Source organism: Streptomyces turgidiscabies Car8 (genome assembly GCF_000331005.1).
In the GTDB taxonomy this organism is placed as follows: domain Bacteria; phylum Actinomycetota; class Actinomycetes; order Streptomycetales; family Streptomycetaceae; genus Streptomyces; species Streptomyces turgidiscabies.
This window is the reverse complement of sequence record NZ_AEJB01000342.1, coordinates 1-14,996: the sequence shown is the minus strand read 5'-3', so window position 1 is coordinate 14,996 and position 14,996 is coordinate 1. Positions and strand designations below refer to the sequence as shown.

The window sequence follows — 14,996 nt, the reverse complement described above, 5'->3', positions numbered from 1 at the left end:
CGAAGACCACCCCTTGAGGATGGCGTCTGAACCGGTTCGCTTCCCAGGTTCCCGACACCATTTCATCGACTGTTCACAGTAGTTGGCCGAGCGGTGCACCATACTTCCGAAGTGCCCGGACGACCAAAGGACACTACCCGGTGGGTGCGGCCCGAGCGCAAGGGTCTCCGGTTTCCGCGTGTCACGGCAAGCGGGCAACGGAATTTCTGAAAATCGTTGACAACGACCGAAGTCAGATGTGAGCCTCTGGGAGGTGCCGAGGGGGCGGCCACCCTTCTGTGCCAGTTTGTTGCGTACGTCGGAGCGTTACCGCGACCCGTACTTGCGACACCGCACACCACGTCTGCCACACAGCACACACCATCGCCACTTGCAGCCCGATGACGATTCGGGCCGATTGGCGTGGCGTTCTACCGGGCTTCCCTCACCAGGGCCCTGCTCGTTCAGGGCCGCCGACTTAAGTAAAGTTTGGGTGAAAAGCAACGTGACTGCTCGTACCGCGCTCCTGATCGGTGCCGCCGGGGGAATTCTCTCCGAGGTGGCCAGAGGTCTCGCGAAGGAAGGCCACTCACTCGTCCTCTTCGACAGGAACGAGGAGACCGTCACCCGCCTCGCCGATGAACTCGCCCATGTGACGAAGACCGAGGCGGTCGTCGGTGACATCACCGACATCCCGGCCGCCGAGCGGCAGCTGACGGAGATCGTCGCCCGGCACGCGCCCTCGGTCCTGGTGAACGGCGTCGGCGGCGACACCCGGGTCATCGGTTACGCGGATCTCGACCGCAGCCATTTCGAACAGACCCATCTGGAGAACGTGATCAGCACCTGGATCGCGATCAAGGTCTGCGCGCCCCGGATGGCCGAGGACGGTTACGGCCGCATCGTCAACTTCGCCTCGGCAGGCGGGCGGACATACAGCCATTTCAACAACGCCGCGTACGTCGGCGCGAAGGCCGCCGTGATCGGTATGACCAAACAGCTGGCGTACGAACTGGCCGGTACCGGTGTGGTCGCGAACGTGGTCGCCCACGGGCCGATCGCCACGGACCGGGTCGCCGGCGCCTTCGAACGCCGTACCGAGGAGTCGAAGAAGGACGTCCTCGGACGGCTTCCCATGGGGCGCTACGGCACGGTGGCCGAGGCCGTCGGCAGCGTGCTGCACCTGTGTTCCGAGAGCGCCGGCTACTCGACCGGATCCGTGATCGACATCAACGGCGGCCTCTACATGTGACCCGCTCGCGGGCGGGTCCGTGACCTCCCCCGCGCATCGCGCTACGCGCGTCGGCCTGATTCTCACTGCAAGGAGCTGGGTGTGGCGAAGTTTGTCGTCGAATTCGAGTACAACGTCGACCGGGCCGGCCGCCAGGGCCTGCATCCGGCGCACGCCGAGAACCTCTACCGGCTGGCCGACAACGGTGTCCTGCTGCTCGGCGGACCCCTTGTCGGCGAGAACTCCGGACTGCTCGTGTACGAGGTGGAGTCCCGCGAGGAACTGCAGCGCGTCCTCGACGATGAACCCTATGTCAAGGGTGGCCTGGTGGCCCGGACACGAATTCAGGAATGGGCGCCCGGAAAGGGGAGTTGGATCGCCGCGTTGAACACGTCGGAAAACCGGTCAGAGGAAGTTCCGGCCATTGAGGGAGTCCACTGACATGACCCTCACGACCGAAAACACGGAATCCACAGAATTCACAGACACCGCTGTAAGGGAAAGCGCGGGGCCCGGCGTGCCGGTGTCGTTCACCCTCGACTCCCTGCACGCGGGAATCGTCGATCCGGCCATGGACTCCATGCGCATCCTCAGTGAGACGGCACTGCGTTTCCCGGACGCGCTCTCATTCTCCTCGGGAGCGCCCTACGACGGAAACCATGATCTGGCCAATCTCACCTTCTACACCGAGCGCTATATCAAGCACCTGCGCGACAAGGGCGTTCCGGAAGAGCGCATCACCCGGCTGCTGTTCCAGTACGGGCCCGTCAACGGCCTGATCCAGGACGAGGTCGCCCTGATGCTGAAGCAGGACGAGGGCATCGACGTCCCGGCCGAGGCGATCATGATCACCCATGGCTTCCAGGAGGCCGCCCTGGTCGCCCTGCGCGGCCTGTTCGCCTCCCCCGACGACGTCCTGCTGTCGGTCTCCCCGGCGTACGTCGGCATCCTCGGCGCAGCCAGGATGCTGGACATCCCCGTACGGGGCATCCTGGAGGGCCCCGAGGGTCTCGACCCGGAGACGGTGCGTGCCGCCGCCCGTGCCGTGCGTGCCGAGGGCAGGCGGCCGGCCGCCCTCTATCTGGTGCCGGACTTCTCCAACCCGTCGGGGACGGTACTGCCGCTCGCGGCACGGGAGAGGCTGCTGGAGGTCGCCGCCGAGGAGGACTTCCTGATCCTGGAGGACAACCCCTACGGGCTGTTCGCGCGGGACGGCGAGTCGATGCCCACCCTGAAGTCCCTGGACGCGCGTGGCCGGGTGCTGTACCTCGGCTCGTTCGCGAAGTCGGCGTTCCCCGGCGCCCGGCTCGGCTATCTGGTCGCCGACCAGGAGGTCACGGACGCCGATGGCACCACGCGGACGCTGGCCCAGACCCTGTCCAAGGCGAAGGCGATGTACAGCGTCGGCTCCTCGACCCTCTCGCAGGCCGTGATCGGCGGTTTCCTGGTCGAACAGGGCTACGATCTCCGGTCCGCGACACGGGAGTTGGCGGCCGTCTATCTGGAGCGGCTGGACGCGGTACTGGCCGCGCTGGCCGAGGAGTTCCCCGCGGGCGGCGACCACGGCGTCAGCTGGAACACCCCGCGCGGTGGCTTCTTCCTGACCCTGAAGGTGCCGTTCACCGCCGACCTGCCGGCCATGGAGCGCTCCGCCCGTGATTTCGGGGTGAGTTGGGCGCCGATGCGCATGTTCTACCTCGAAGGCGGCGGCGACCGCGAGATCCGGCTCGGCTTCAGCAACCTCGCTCCAGACGCGATTCGGGAAGGCATCGCCAGGCTGGCACGCTTTGTCGCGTCAACTCCCCGCGAGATACCCGAAACACCCGAAGGACAGGCATGAGCGTCTCCGAGACCCCCGCTTCCCCGACAGCAACCTCCGTACCCGCAAGCTCAGTTGACGGCACCGAGGCGGCCGGGGCCGTCGCCGTGGTCGTCGACGGCTACTCGGCCGGCAACTTCTACCCCGGCGCGTTCGCCGCCCTCGGCGCGCGGGTGATCCACGCGCAGACCACGGCCGAGCTGATCCCGACGATGCTCGCGCCCGATCTGACGGCGTACGAGAGCAACCTCGTGAGCACCGACGAGGCCGAACTCACCGAGCTGCTGCGCGCCCACGCGCCGGCCGCCGTGGTGCCCGGCCAGGAGTCGTCGGTGCGGGCCGCAGACCGGCTCAGTGAGGCGCTCGGGGTGAAGTCCAACGGCACCGCGCTCTCCCCGGCCCGCCGGGACAAGTACGAGATGATCGAGGCGCTGCGCCGGGCCGGGGTGCGCTGCGCGGACCAGTTCAAGAGCGACGACGCCTCGCTGATCGTCAAGTGGGCCGAGGACCAGGGGCGTTGGCCGGTGGTCGTGAAGCCGCTGGACTCCGCCGGCTCCGACGCGGTGTTCGTGTGCCAGGACGCCGGGGAGACGCGTACCGCCGCCGAGAGCGTGCTGGCCGGCCGGACCATCTTCGGCAACGCCAACGCGGAGGCGCTGGTCCAGTCGTACCTCAAGGGCACCGAGTACATCGTCGACACCGTCAGCGCCGACGGCCACCAGTACGTTTGCGGGGTCTGGGAGTACGAGAAGACGCTGCTGCCGACCGGCCGCAACATCTACAACCGGGACATCCTCGTCGCCCCGGACGCCGACCCGGTGCCGGCCCTGATCGCCTATGTCACCGACGTCCTCGCGGCGCTCGACGTCCGCTGGGGACCGACGCACGCTGAGGTCATCGTCACGGACGAGGGCCCGGTGCTGGTGGAGATCGCCACCCGCCTCAACGGCAATCTGAACCCGGCCTTCCAGGACCTGTGCCTGGGCCACAACCAGGCGGGGCTGGCCGCACTGGCGTACATCCGCCCGGCGGAGTTCGTCCGGACCTACGGCGGCGGGGTCTACCGCAAGCTCCAGTCCGCCTACACCTACAACGCGCCCACCGCTCTGGACGGTGTCGTGTCGGCCGTGGACCGGGAGACCGTGGCGGCGATCGACGCGCTGCCGAGCACGGTCGTCACCGCGGTCAAGTACAAGCCCGGGTCCCGCATCCGCCCCACGAACGACCTGATGACGGCCGCCCTGCGGATCTATCTGACCTCTCCCGACGACACCCTGCTCACCGCCGACTACGAGCGCGCCCGCGCCCTCAAGGACGGCGTCTATCAGGTGAGTTGACGGCAACCTGACCACCGCGTCCCCCCACCCTCTCTGGAGGAAAGCAGTGCACAGCCGTATCGGTCTCTTCCTCTCGCCCGTTCACGAGACGGGCCAGGACCCCCATCTGGCCATCCACCGCAACCTCGACCTCGTCGAGCTGGCCGACCGGCTCAACTTCGACGAGGCCTGGTTCGGCGAGCACCATACGCTCGGCTGGGGCCTGGTCGGCGCCCCGGAGACCCTGATCGCCGCCGCGAGCCAGCGCACCCGGCAGATCAGACTGGCCCACGGGGTGGTCCCGCTCTCCGGCCACCACCCCTTCCACGTGGCCAGCCGTGCCGTCCATCTGCACCACCTCACCCGGGGCCGCTACATCCTGGGCGTCGGGCCGGGAGTGCCGTTCGACGCCACGATGTTCGGCCTGGACGGCAAGGAGCAGCGCAAGCGGCTCGACGAGGCTCTGCCGACCCTGCTCGAACTCGTCAACGGCGAGGAACGGGTGACGCAGAAGACCGACTGGTACGAACTGGTCGACGCCAAGCTCCAGTTGCCGCGCTTCGGCCCCGGTCCGATCGAGGTCGCGGTGGCCACCTCGGGCACCTCGGTGACCAGTCCCCGGCTGATCGGCCGGTACGGGCTGAGCATGACCTCCTTCGCGCTGCCCTTCGCCCTGCTGACACCGGGCGCCCCGGAGCACATGGGCCTGGCCCAGCAGTGGAAGCACGCCGAGGAGGCGGCCGACGAGTACGGGCAGACGCTGCGCCGCGAGGACTGGCGCGTGGCTCTGCCGGTGCATGTCGCGGAGACGCGTGAGCAGGCCTTCGCGGAGGTCCGCGAGGGTTACGACCGCTGGCTGTTCGAGTACTTCGGCAAGGCGGCCGGCCGTGCCGTCCTGGCGCCCGGCGCCTCCCGGGAAACCGCGCTGGAGGCCCGGGTGGAGGCGGGCGGCGCGCTGGTCGGCTCGGTCGACGACGTCGTGGAGGGCGTCCGCCGCATCCAGGAGGCGACCGGTGGCTTCGGCTCGCTGCTGGTGTACGTCGCCGACTGGACCTCGTACGAGAACACCAACCGCAGTCTGGAACTGCTCGCCCGGCAGGTGGCCCCGCGGATCAACGGTGCCGCCGCCCGCCCGCAGGAGGCCGTCGACTGGGCGATCTCGCGCCGGAGCCAGTAGTCCGGCCGGCGCCCGTGGGGAGCAACTCCGTTTGTCGCGGGCGCCGTTCGAGGTCACCCAGGTCCTGACCGAGGGGAAGGCATCGCATGCTGGAACAGACCGCGCCGGTATCCGCACCCCTGGACCAGCGCTCGTTCCGCGACATTCTCGGCCGCTTCCCCACCGGCGTCGTGCTCGTCACCGCGAACGCGGCACACGGCCCGGTGGGCATGGCGGTCAACTCGTTCACCTCCGTCTCGCTGGAGCCGCCGCTCGTCGCCCTGTGCGCGGGCCGGTCCTCGACCACCTGGCCGGGGGTCCGGGCGGCCGGGCGGTTCGCGGTCAGCATCCTCGGCGAGGGTCACGCGGAGCTGTGCAGGCTGTTCAGCGAACGCGGGGCGGATCGTTTCTCCGGCCGGGAGTGGGCGTACACCCCGGCCGGTCATCCTGTCCCGGCCGGTGTGCTCGGCTGGCTCGACTGCGAGATCTCCGTGATCCATCCGGCGGGCGACCACGAACTGGTCGTCGCCTCCGCCACGGAAGGGGCGCTGTCGGGCGCGGCAGCGCCGCTGGTCTTCCACGCCGGCCGCTTCCGCGGGCTGGCGGCGTAACCGTGCGCGAGGTGTCGTCAGTTCGCTGCGGCGACGTCGTGGCTGGTCGGGCAGCTCCCCGCGCCCCTTAGGGGGCTGCGCCCCCCGTTCCTCACCGGCGATCCCGGTGGCACAACAGGTCGAAACTAGCCAACAAGCTGACAAGCTGAGGGAGTTGCTGAAGCCGTGGGCGGTTCGCAGCACTGGGAAGAGCACTGGAACACACGTCGAGTCCCCTTCCAGGAGGAGTGCCGGCGGGCCCGCGCGGCGCTCATCGCCGACCTCGGGGACCCGGCGGCGGCCCAGAGACGGGTCCTCACGGACATCGTCGAGGTGTGCCGTGACTCCCTCCACTGGAAGGAGCGCGGCTACGACACCGTCGAACCCGACGCCAAGAGTTTCCGGGACGTCCTCCCGGTCCGGCGCTACGACGACTTCGCACCAGAGATCGACCGCGAGACCAGGACCAAGGGCGGCGTCCTGTCGTGCAGCCCGGTCCTGCGCTGGCTGAAGACGAGCGGCACGACCGGGGCGCCCAAGCGGGTCCCGTACACCCTGCACTGGCTGCTGACGTACCGGATTCCGGCCATGCAGGCGATGTGGGGAACCTACCTGGACCTGCACCCCGCGATCCTCGACCATCCGCACGCCACCCTGGACACCCAGACCGTCCACGAGAACGTCGACGACTTCCTCTACGGGGTCCAGTACCAGGCGATCAGCAACCGGCACCCGCGGATCAACAGCCGGGACTGGAACCCGCCTTGGGCGGCGGCCCCCTGGTTCGGCCTGGAGGCGCCCTCCTCGCACGCGGGACGGATGTACCACCGGATCCGCCATCTCGTGGGCCACCAACTGGAGTTCGTGTCGGCGATCAACCCGAGCACCCTGATCTCGCTGCGCGACCTGATCGCCGAGCACGGCCCCGACCTGGTCCGTGACCTGGACGCCGGCACGCTGGCGGGCCGACCGTACGCGGAGCCCGATCCGTCGGCCGCCCGGCACCTGCAATCGGTGCTGGACCAGGCCGAGTTCACCCTCAGCGACGTGTGGCCCTCGCTCGGCGCGTACAGCTGCTGGCTGTCGTCCTCCGCCGGGCTCTACCGGTCGAAGCTGGACGCGGTGATGCCCGGCGCGCGCGCGATGCCGTTCATGAGCTGCGGCACGGAGGGCGTCACGACGCTCCCCGTCGACCACTCCCTGGACAGCCAGCCGCTCGCGGTCAACCAGGCGTTCTTCGAGTTCGTGCCGGCGGAGGTGGAGCTGGGCAGGCTGCTGGACGCGGGCGAGCACATCGACACGCTGCTGTTCGACGAGGTCGAGGCGGGCCGCGACTACCACCTGATCATGACGCAGGGCAACGGTCTCTACCGGCTCTGGAGCGGCGACATCTACCGCGTCGAAGCGGTCCGGGACGGCGTCCCGTGGATCCGTTTCGTGCACCGCGACGGCGTCTTCCACTCCTTCACCGGGGAGAAGATCACCGAGGCCCAGGTCACCGAGGCGATAGAGCTGGCACTGGCCTCGTACGGCCTGGAGGGCGGCCTCTATCTCTGCGGGCCCCGCTGGGCCGAGCCGCCGCACTACATCGTGGTCGGCGAAGTGCCGCGCCCCGGCCCCGAGTTGGACCACCGGCTGTCCGACGCCGTGGACCGTGCGCTCGCCACCGTCAACATCGAGTACGCGAGCAAGCGCACCAGCGGACGCCTCGGCCCGCTGCGGTTCCACACCGTCGGCCCCGACACCATCGCCGGGTACACCGAGTCCCGGCGCCAGCTCGGCAACGCCACCCAGTACAAGTACAGCCCCTTCCAGAAGGACACCGATTTCGTCGCCGACCTGGTCGGCGGGGCGGGAGTACCCCGGTGATCGAGACCAAGAGGCCGCCGCAGGACGTGCGGCGCGAGATCATCACCCTCTCCGTCGACGGCGTCGACCTCGCGCTGCATCTGTGGCGGCCACGCGGGGAGACCAAGGGCGCGGTGTTCTACTTCCACGGGCTGCAGTCCCACGCGGGCTGGCTCTGGGAGGTGGGGCCGCAGTTCGCCGACAACGACATCGCCTTCTTCGTGCTGGACCGGCGCGGCAGCGGCATCAGCGGCGGCGAACGGCGCGACGTGCCGGACGTCGAGACGATCGTCGCGGACTATGTCACCGCGATCACCCACACACGTGAACTGATCGGCGACGACGTCCCGTTGACCCTGTTCGGGCACTGCCTCGGCGGCTCCTTCCTGGCGGCTCTCCTGCACCACCCCGACTTCACCGTCCGCTACGACGCCACCGTCTTCTGCTCGACCTGGCTGGGCCGGCTGCACGCGGTGCTCGACGACGGGGAACGGGCGGCGCTGGCCGCCGAGACCGGTACGGAGCCCTGGGACGCGGGGCTGCGGTCGGCGGACTTCACGGACGATCCCCGCTACCAGGAGTTCATCGACAACGACGACCTGGCCGCCCGCACCCTCACCCGCCGCTCACGCGCGGTCCTGCTCGCCCTCGAACGCCTCTACCTGGACCCCGGCCGCCCTCAACTCCCCGACGTACCGGCCGCGTTCGTGTCCGGGCTCACCGACCCCATCATCGACCTCGACGCGACCCGCGAGGTCTTCCAGCGGCTGTTCTCCGACGGCGGGCTCGCCGTCCAGTTCCCCACCGACCGCCACTACCTCTTCTACACGGACGCCGGCCGCGCGCTGGTCGACTGGACGTCGACGCACACCCTGCTCCAGGGACTGGACCGTGGCGTCTGAGGCACGGCTGTACCGGGTGGCGCTGCCGATGCGCATCGGCTTCGACCACCCGGCGGCCCGCCGCCGCACCAGCGACAGCCTGGTCCTGCGCCTGACCGTCGACGACGTGTCCGGCATCGGGGAGTGCGCGCCCCGCTCGTACGTCACCGGCGAGACGACCGACAGCGTCACGGAGGCACTCGGGCGCGTCCCGCTGCACGCCCTGTTCGGACGCCTGCGGACGACACCACCGGGTGACCTCGCGGACCGACTCCGTGCCGTCGGCTTCGAGTCGACGTTCCCCGAGCTGTTCGCCCACACCCTGGGGACAGCTCCCGGCACCAACCTGGTGTGCCTGCTGGAGACGGCCGTACTGGACCTGTTGTGCCGTCAGTTGACAGTGTCTGTAGGCGAGTTGCTGCTTCCCGGGGTCTCCGAAGCACTGTCCGTCCCCGTCTCCCAGGTGCTGGACCTGAGCATCGGCGTCGAGGAGTTCCTCGACACGCGCGGGCCCTTCCACTTCGTCAAGGTGAAGGCCTCCGACGACATCGAGCGGGACGTCCGCACGGTCGGCGCGATCAGGCGACGGCTCGGCGCGGACGTACCGGTGATGGTGGACGCCAACATGAGCTGGACGCCGGAGACCGCGGCGCCCTACGCGCGTCGACTGCGCGAGGCAGGGGTGGACCTCGTCGAGGAACCGCTCCCCCGCCGTTCCTGGGCCGATCTGCGCGCCCTGCGCCGGGCGACGGGCGTCCGCGTCCTGCTCGACGAGTCGGTGTGCACGGCGGCGGACGCCCGGGAGGCGGTGGCCGCCGAGGCGTGCGACGCGGTGAACGTCCGGGTGTCCAAGAACGGCGGACTGCTCGCCTCGGCCCGGCTGATCGAGTACGCCCGTGCCGAGGGCCTGGGTTTCCAGATCGGCGTCCAGGTCGCCGAGACGGGTCCGCTGATCAACGCGAGCCGGGCGCTGGCGCTGCGCAGCGCGGATGCGTTTGCGGTTGAGGGCGGCCAGTCCGACCGTTTCTTCGCGGAAGCGGACGCGATCGTGGCTCCGTGGCCGGTTGTCGACCGCCGTACCAACTCGATCGGCCCCGTCGAGGGGGCCGGTTTCGGCCTGCGACTGACCGGGCGGGCAGCGCGCTGGACTGCTCTGACCTGGACGGACAGCACGTCGTGGCTGCGTGTTGCCGCCGACCTAAAACAGTTTGTCGGCCGCGGCTCCGGTGGGGGCTGATCGCGCAGTTCCCCGCGCCCCATGTCATCAGTTCCGCCGAGAGGAGAGCAGCCCATGACCGTCCTGTTCGAATGCGTGCACAAAGGTGAGCGGTACATCGGGCACGGCGCCCCCGAGGACACCGTCCTCACCCTCTACCCCCTCGCCGGCACCGACCCGGGCGCCGCGGTCCTGGCCGCCGACGGCGACACCCCGGCCCTGCTCGCCGCGCTGACCGAGGGCCGCGAGCCGGTGACCGCGGCCGTGACAGACGTACGCTTCCGGCCGCCGCTGCTGCCCGACTCGGTCGGGGACGCGCTGGTCAGCGGGTTCATGGCCACCCACAACGTGAAGGCGGACTCGGGGGCGCCCACCCAGCCCAACTGGTTCTTCAAGGGCCTGGGCGAGGTCCTGAAGGTCTCCGGGGAGCCGCTGCGCGTGCCGCAGGACGCGCTCGCGGTGACCGAGGAGGCGGAGGTCGTCCTCGTGTACGTCGGCGACGCGGACGGCGTTCCGAGGTACGCCGGGTACACCTTCGGCAACGACCTCACCGACATCGGCCGGTTCAAGCGGCACGCGGGACATCTGTCGTACGCGAAGCTGTGCGACGCGGGCGTGGCCCCGTATCTCTTCCTGGGCACCCCGCCGCAGCTGGTCACCGGGCAGGTCACGGTCGAGCGGGACGGGGAACAGGCCTGGCAGGGGACCTTCACCACCGGGGTGAAGGCGCTGCACTACGGGCTGCGGGACATCACGGCCGGGCTCTTCGCGAACGCGTCGCTGCTGCACCCCGGCCGTGTGCACTACGTCTACCTCGGCGCGGACCGCAGCAGCTTCCACCACGGTTTCACGACGGCCGACCGCGACCGCGTGACGATCGACTTCGCCACTCACGGGGTGAGGATGTCCCACCCCCTGCACTGGGGGTGAGTCCGGCGGGCGGCCGTCGTACGCCCGCGCCGGTTCAGCTCACGCCCGCCGCGGCCCGGTTCGTCGTGGCGATCGTCGCCGAGCCGACGACGCGTGTGCCGTCGTACAGGACGATCGCCTGGCCCGGCGCCACCCCGCGCACGGGCTCGGTGAACGTGACCTCCAGCGTGCCGTCGACCAGCTCGGCGGTCACCTCGGTCTCGCCACCGTGGGCGCGCAGCTGGGCGGTGTAAGTGCCGGGGCCGGTGGGGGCCGCGCCGCACCAGCGGGGTCGGATCGCGGTGAGGGCGTCGACGTCGAGGGCGGTGGCCGGACCGACCGTCACCGTGTTGTTCACCGGGGAGATGTCGAGGACGTAGCGCGGCTTGCCGTCGGCGGCCGGGGTGCCGATGCGCAGGCCCTTGCGCTGGCCGATGGTGAAGCCGTACGCGCCCTCGTGCGAGCCGATCTTCGCGCCGGACTCGTCGACAATGTCGCCCTCGGCGCGGCCCAGCCGGTTCGCCAGGAAGCCCTGGGTGTCGCCGTCGGCGATGAAGCAGATGTCGTGCGAGTCGGGCTTCTTGGCGACCGCGAGGCCGCGCCGCTCGGCCTCCGCGCGGATCTCGTCCTTCGTGGTGAGGGTGTCGCCGAGGGGGAACATCGCGTGGGCGAGCTGCCGGTCGTCGAGCACGCCGAGGACGTACGACTGGTCCTTGGCCATGTCGGAGGCGCGGTGCAGTTCGCGGGTGCCGTCCTCATGGACGATCACCTGCGCGTAGTGGCCCGTACAGACCGCGTCGAAGCCGAGCGCGAGGGCCTTGTCGAGGAGCGCGGCGAACTTGATCTTCTCGTTGCAGCGCAGACACGGGTTGGGGGTGCGCCCCGCCTCGTACTCGGCGACGAAGTCGTCCACCACGTCCTCGCGGAAGCGCTCGGCGAGATCCCAGACGTAGAAGGGGATGCCGATGACGTCGGCCGCGCGACGGGCGTCGCGGGAGTCCTCGATGGTGCAACAGCCGCGCGCACCCGTGCGGAAGGACTGCGGGTTCGCGGACAGGGCGAGGTGGACGCCTGTCACGTCGTGGCCGGCTTCGGCCGCGCGGGCGGCGGCTACGGCGGAGTCCACGCCGCCGGACATGGCGGCCAGTACGCGGAGGGGCTGCTGCGAGGTGTGAGTCATAACCCTTCAAGGGTACGGGGCGCCGGGAACCGGGGCGCGCGAGTATCCGTTCTCGCTGACATGGAGGAAACACAGGCCCGGCAGGACAGCGGCCGCGGTCTCTCGCAGGACGTCCCCCGGCAGTCGCGGAGCGAGGGCCACGGGCGGGCCCCGCGCGACGGCGACCGGCGGATCGGGCGGCGCGCCCTGCTCATCGGCGGGGCGGTGGCCGCCGCCGCCACGGGCGTGCTCGCCCGGGACGAGCTGCGGCACCTGTGGTGGCGGGTGCCCGGGGTGTCGAAGCCGCGCAAGGAGGGCGAGGTCGACTACGCGGGTGCGCGCTGGGTGGCGGCCTCCTCGGCGAACTGGCGGATGGCGGACCGGCCCGACGACTACGACGTGGACCGGGTGATCATCCATGTCACGCAGGGCAGCTTCGCCAGCGCGGTGAAGGTCTTCCAGGACCCGGCACACGGAGCGGCGGCGCACTACGTCGTCCGCGAGGACGGGCGGATCACGCAGATGATCCGCGAGCTGGACGTGGCGTTCCACGCGGGCAACCGGGAGTACAACGAGCGGAGCGTCGGCATCGAGCACGCCGGTTTCGTGGAGAAGCCGGAGGACTTCACGGACGCGATGTACGCGGCCTCGGCGCGGCTGACGGCCAGGGTCTGCGCGCGGTACGGCATACCGGTCGACCGGGAGCACATCATCGGGCATGTGGAGGTACCGGGCACGGACCACACCGATCCGGGGCCGGGATGGGACTGGAAGAAGTACCTGCGGCTGGTGGAAGCGGCGGCCGCCGCCACTCCCTGAGCCCGTCCCCCGCGAAACCCTGTGACGCAAGTCACATGTTGGCAATACCGTGAGCAATTCGGGTGTGTCGGCCGCCCGATGTGTCCCACGCGCCGAAGATGACCTGCGGATCCCCAACGCCGCCTCTTTGCAGGGCAGTTGGCGTGCACGGCGGTCGCACAGCCTCCTGGGTTCGCTCCTAATTTGGCCTCAGTCTTTACATAGGGCTTAGCCCAAAGATCCACAGCCATGACCATGAACCCCAACACAGATGCCGGCTCGGGCGCGGCACCGCAGCTCGACAACGACCCCGCGTCGGGCGGGCGGGACAGCAGTGACCAGCGGGCGAGGAACCGGACCGGCAAGGGCCTCCACCGACGGAAGTTCCTCGGCGGGATGGCCGGCGTCGGCCTGGGCGCCGTGGCGGCGGCCGGCACGACCTTCGGACTGCTCACCGACTCGGGGAACAAGGCCAGCGCGGCGACGAACACGGCCACGCTGACCATCCCGGATCTTCTGGAAGGCAGCACCACCGACGGCACCACCACCTTCACCCTGGAGGCGAAGAGCGGCACCAGCGAAGTCATCAGCGGTGTCACCAGCACCACCGCCGGCTACAACCAGTCGTTCCTCGGCCCGACCATGAAGTGGACCACCGGCGACAAGGTCCTGCTGAACATCACCAACAGCCTCACCGAGGAAACCACCGTCCACTTCCACGGCGCCCATGTCCCGCCCACGATGGACGGCGGCCCGCAGAACGCCTTCGCCGCCGGAGGCACCTGGGCCCCGACCTTCACCGTCCTGGACGAGGCCAAGACCCTCTGGTACCACCCGCACGCCCTGGGCACCACGGCCAAGCAGGCCGTACACGGACTGGCCGGGATGATCATCGTGGAGGACGACTCCACCGCTTCCGCCGCCCTGCCCAGCGACTACGGCGTCGACGACATCCCGCTCGTCTTCCAGTGCCTGGCGGTCTCCGCCGCGGGCGACATCAAGTACGACCAGGCCGGGTACCTCACCTCCGGCCTCCAGTACCCGGTGCTGGTGAACGGCACCAACGTCGACGACACCACGCTCACCTTCAGCGCCACCAAGACCCGCAACCGGTTCCGGGCGCTCAACGCCTCGCCGTCGGACATCATCACCCTGACGCGCAGCGACGGCGGCAAGCTGACCCAGATAGCCACCGACCAGGGCTATCTGACCACCGCGACCACGGTGGACAGCATCCGGCTGGTGGCCGGCGCCCGCGCCGAGTTCACCATGGACGTCACCGAGGACGTCACGCTCCAGGTCACCATCACGACCGGCTGGATCCGCGGCGGCTCCGGCACCTACGACTTCCTCACCGTCGCCGCGGGCGGCACCGACACCCCGGCCGACCTGCCGAGCAGCCTCAACACCATCGAGCGGTACGACACCACCGACTTCACGGCCCGCACCATCACGCTCAGCAACACGGGCGCGACGATGAAGATCAACGGTTCGGCCGGTCTCACCATGTCAAGCATGGCGATGATCAGCACCACGCTGGGCGCCAAGGAGATCTGGACGATAACCAACGCGTCCCAGCTGGAGCACTCCTTCCACCTGCACGACGTGCCCTACCAGCTCGTCGCGATCAACGGGGCGACTCCCACAGGGGTCGAACTCGGCTGGTACGACACGTACGAAGTGGTCGGCGGCGGCTCGATCAAGATAGCCATGGAGTTCACCGACTTCGCCGACGACACCTACATGTACATGCTCCACTGCCATCTCCTGCAGCACGAGGACGAGGGCATGATGGCGTCGCTGATGGTCACGGAGAGCTAGTCGCTCGGCCCCGTGGCCTCAGGGCGGGTCCGCCTCCAGCGGCCCGACGGCGTGACCCGGCACATCCGTGTGGTGGCCGAGCCGGTCCTCGACTCCGACGGCCGGCTGTTCGTCGTCCGGGGCGCCTACCAGGACATCTCCGCCCACCACTGGACGGAGGTCGCCCTCGCCGCCACCCGCGACCAACTCGCCCACTCCGAACAGCAGTCGAGCGAACGCAACCGGCTCACCCTCCAGCTCCAGCACGCGATCATGCCCCCGGCGCAGGCCCCG

The 14,996-nt window shown here is 69.7% G+C and carries 13 protein-coding genes and 1 pseudogene; 13 read left to right on the top strand and 1 reads right to left on the bottom strand.

Annotation, left to right across the window (positions count from 1 at the left end; all coding sequences use genetic code 11):
* Positions 1 to 484 precede the first annotated feature (484 nt).
* The 10 genes from STRTUCAR8_RS23010 (at position 485) to STRTUCAR8_RS22965 (ending at position 10,966) form a co-directional block, all read left to right on the top strand.
* Positions 485 to 1,231 carry an SDR family NAD(P)-dependent oxidoreductase gene (locus STRTUCAR8_RS23010; RefSeq protein WP_044472706.1) on the top strand — a complete coding sequence of 249 codons (747 nt, stop codon included), beginning with the start codon at positions 485 to 487 and terminating at the stop codon, positions 1,229 to 1,231.
* An 81-nt stretch (positions 1,232 to 1,312) separates the two neighbouring features.
* On the top strand, positions 1,313 to 1,651 hold the full coding sequence (locus STRTUCAR8_RS23005) for a YciI family protein (protein WP_006378347.1): 339 nt from the start codon (positions 1,313 to 1,315) through the stop codon (positions 1,649 to 1,651).
* Position 1,652: 1 nt separating this feature from the next.
* Positions 1,653 to 3,050 (top strand): aminotransferase-like domain-containing protein, encoded by a 1,398-nt coding sequence (locus STRTUCAR8_RS23000; RefSeq protein WP_006378342.1) that lies wholly within the window; start codon positions 1,653 to 1,655, stop codon positions 3,048 to 3,050.
* Positions 3,047 to 4,366, top strand: a complete 1,320-nt coding sequence (locus STRTUCAR8_RS22995; RefSeq protein WP_006378332.1) for an ATP-grasp domain-containing protein — start codon at positions 3,047 to 3,049, stop codon at positions 4,364 to 4,366. Before STRTUCAR8_RS23000 ends, STRTUCAR8_RS22995 begins: the two co-directional genes overlap by 4 nt.
* Before the next feature lie 46 nt (positions 4,367 to 4,412).
* On the top strand, positions 4,413 to 5,522 hold the full coding sequence (locus STRTUCAR8_RS22990; protein ID WP_006378325.1) for an LLM class flavin-dependent oxidoreductase: 1,110 nt from the start codon (positions 4,413 to 4,415) through the stop codon (positions 5,520 to 5,522).
* A gap of 86 nt (positions 5,523 to 5,608) precedes the next feature.
* Positions 5,609 to 6,112 (top strand): flavin reductase family protein, encoded by a 504-nt coding sequence (locus tag STRTUCAR8_RS22985; RefSeq protein ID WP_006378329.1) that lies wholly within the window; start codon positions 5,609 to 5,611, stop codon positions 6,110 to 6,112.
* A 165-nt stretch (positions 6,113 to 6,277) separates the two neighbouring features.
* Positions 6,278 to 7,960, top strand: coding sequence for a GH3 family acyl-acid amido synthetase (locus STRTUCAR8_RS22980; protein ID WP_006378346.1), 1,683 nt, complete (start codon positions 6,278 to 6,280; stop codon positions 7,958 to 7,960).
* On the top strand, positions 7,957 to 8,841 hold the full coding sequence (locus tag STRTUCAR8_RS22975; RefSeq protein WP_006378341.1) for an alpha/beta fold hydrolase: 885 nt from the start codon (positions 7,957 to 7,959) through the stop codon (positions 8,839 to 8,841). The genes STRTUCAR8_RS22980 and STRTUCAR8_RS22975 overlap by 4 nt, the downstream gene beginning before the upstream one ends.
* Positions 8,831 to 10,057, top strand: coding sequence for an enolase C-terminal domain-like protein (locus STRTUCAR8_RS22970; protein ID WP_006378338.1), 1,227 nt, complete (start codon positions 8,831 to 8,833; stop codon positions 10,055 to 10,057). Before STRTUCAR8_RS22975 ends, STRTUCAR8_RS22970 begins: the two co-directional genes overlap by 11 nt.
* 54 nt (positions 10,058 to 10,111) lie before the next feature.
* Positions 10,112 to 10,966 (top strand): hypothetical protein, encoded by an 855-nt coding sequence (locus tag STRTUCAR8_RS22965; protein ID WP_006378331.1) that lies wholly within the window; start codon positions 10,112 to 10,114, stop codon positions 10,964 to 10,966.
* Positions 10,967 to 11,000: 34 nt separating this feature from the next.
* Here STRTUCAR8_RS22965 and mnmA read toward each other — a convergent pair whose 3' ends face one another.
* On the bottom strand, positions 11,001 to 12,125 hold the full coding sequence (mnmA, locus tag STRTUCAR8_RS22960) for a tRNA 2-thiouridine(34) synthase MnmA (protein WP_006378321.1): 1,125 nt from the start codon (positions 12,123 to 12,125) through the stop codon (positions 11,001 to 11,003).
* A gap of 60 nt (positions 12,126 to 12,185) precedes the next feature.
* On the opposite strand from mnmA, the gene STRTUCAR8_RS22955 reads away from it, so the two are divergent.
* The 3 genes and pseudogenes from STRTUCAR8_RS22955 to STRTUCAR8_RS22945 all read left to right on the top strand — a co-directional run.
* The gene (locus STRTUCAR8_RS22955; protein ID WP_006378323.1) at positions 12,186 to 12,923 is read left to right on the top strand and encodes an N-acetylmuramoyl-L-alanine amidase; all 738 of its coding nucleotides are present in this window, start codon (positions 12,186 to 12,188) and stop codon (positions 12,921 to 12,923) included.
* A 234-nt stretch (positions 12,924 to 13,157) separates the two neighbouring features.
* Positions 13,158 to 14,723: a multicopper oxidase family protein gene (locus STRTUCAR8_RS22950; RefSeq protein ID WP_100247631.1), complete on the top strand. Its 1,566-nt coding sequence runs from the start codon at positions 13,158 to 13,160 to the stop codon at positions 14,721 to 14,723.
* A gap of 15 nt (positions 14,724 to 14,738) precedes the next feature.
* Positions 14,739 to 14,996: pseudogene (locus STRTUCAR8_RS22945) on the top strand (PAS domain-containing protein); the annotation flags it as partial.

What these genes read in the sequence shown, in the direction of transcription:
- STRTUCAR8_RS23000 (WP_006378342.1), top strand. Translation starts at nt 1,653, where the DNA reads ATGACCCTCACGACCGAAAACACGGAATCCACAGAATTCACAGACACC.
- STRTUCAR8_RS22995 (WP_006378332.1), top strand. Translation starts at nt 3,047, where the DNA reads ATGAGCGTCTCCGAGACCCCCGCTTCCCCGACAGCAACCTCCGTACCC.
- STRTUCAR8_RS22985 (WP_006378329.1), top strand. Translation starts at nt 5,609, where the DNA reads ATGCTGGAACAGACCGCGCCGGTATCCGCACCCCTGGACCAGCGCTCG.
- STRTUCAR8_RS22965 (WP_006378331.1), top strand. Translation starts at nt 10,112, where the DNA reads ATGACCGTCCTGTTCGAATGCGTGCACAAAGGTGAGCGGTACATCGGG.
- mnmA (WP_006378321.1), bottom strand. Translation starts at nt 12,125, where the DNA reads ATGACTCACACCTCGCAGCAGCCCCTCCGCGTACTGGCCGCCATGTCC.
- STRTUCAR8_RS22955 (WP_006378323.1), top strand. Translation starts at nt 12,186, where the DNA reads ATGGAGGAAACACAGGCCCGGCAGGACAGCGGCCGCGGTCTCTCGCAG.
- STRTUCAR8_RS22950 (WP_100247631.1), top strand. Translation starts at nt 13,158, where the DNA reads ATGAACCCCAACACAGATGCCGGCTCGGGCGCGGCACCGCAGCTCGAC.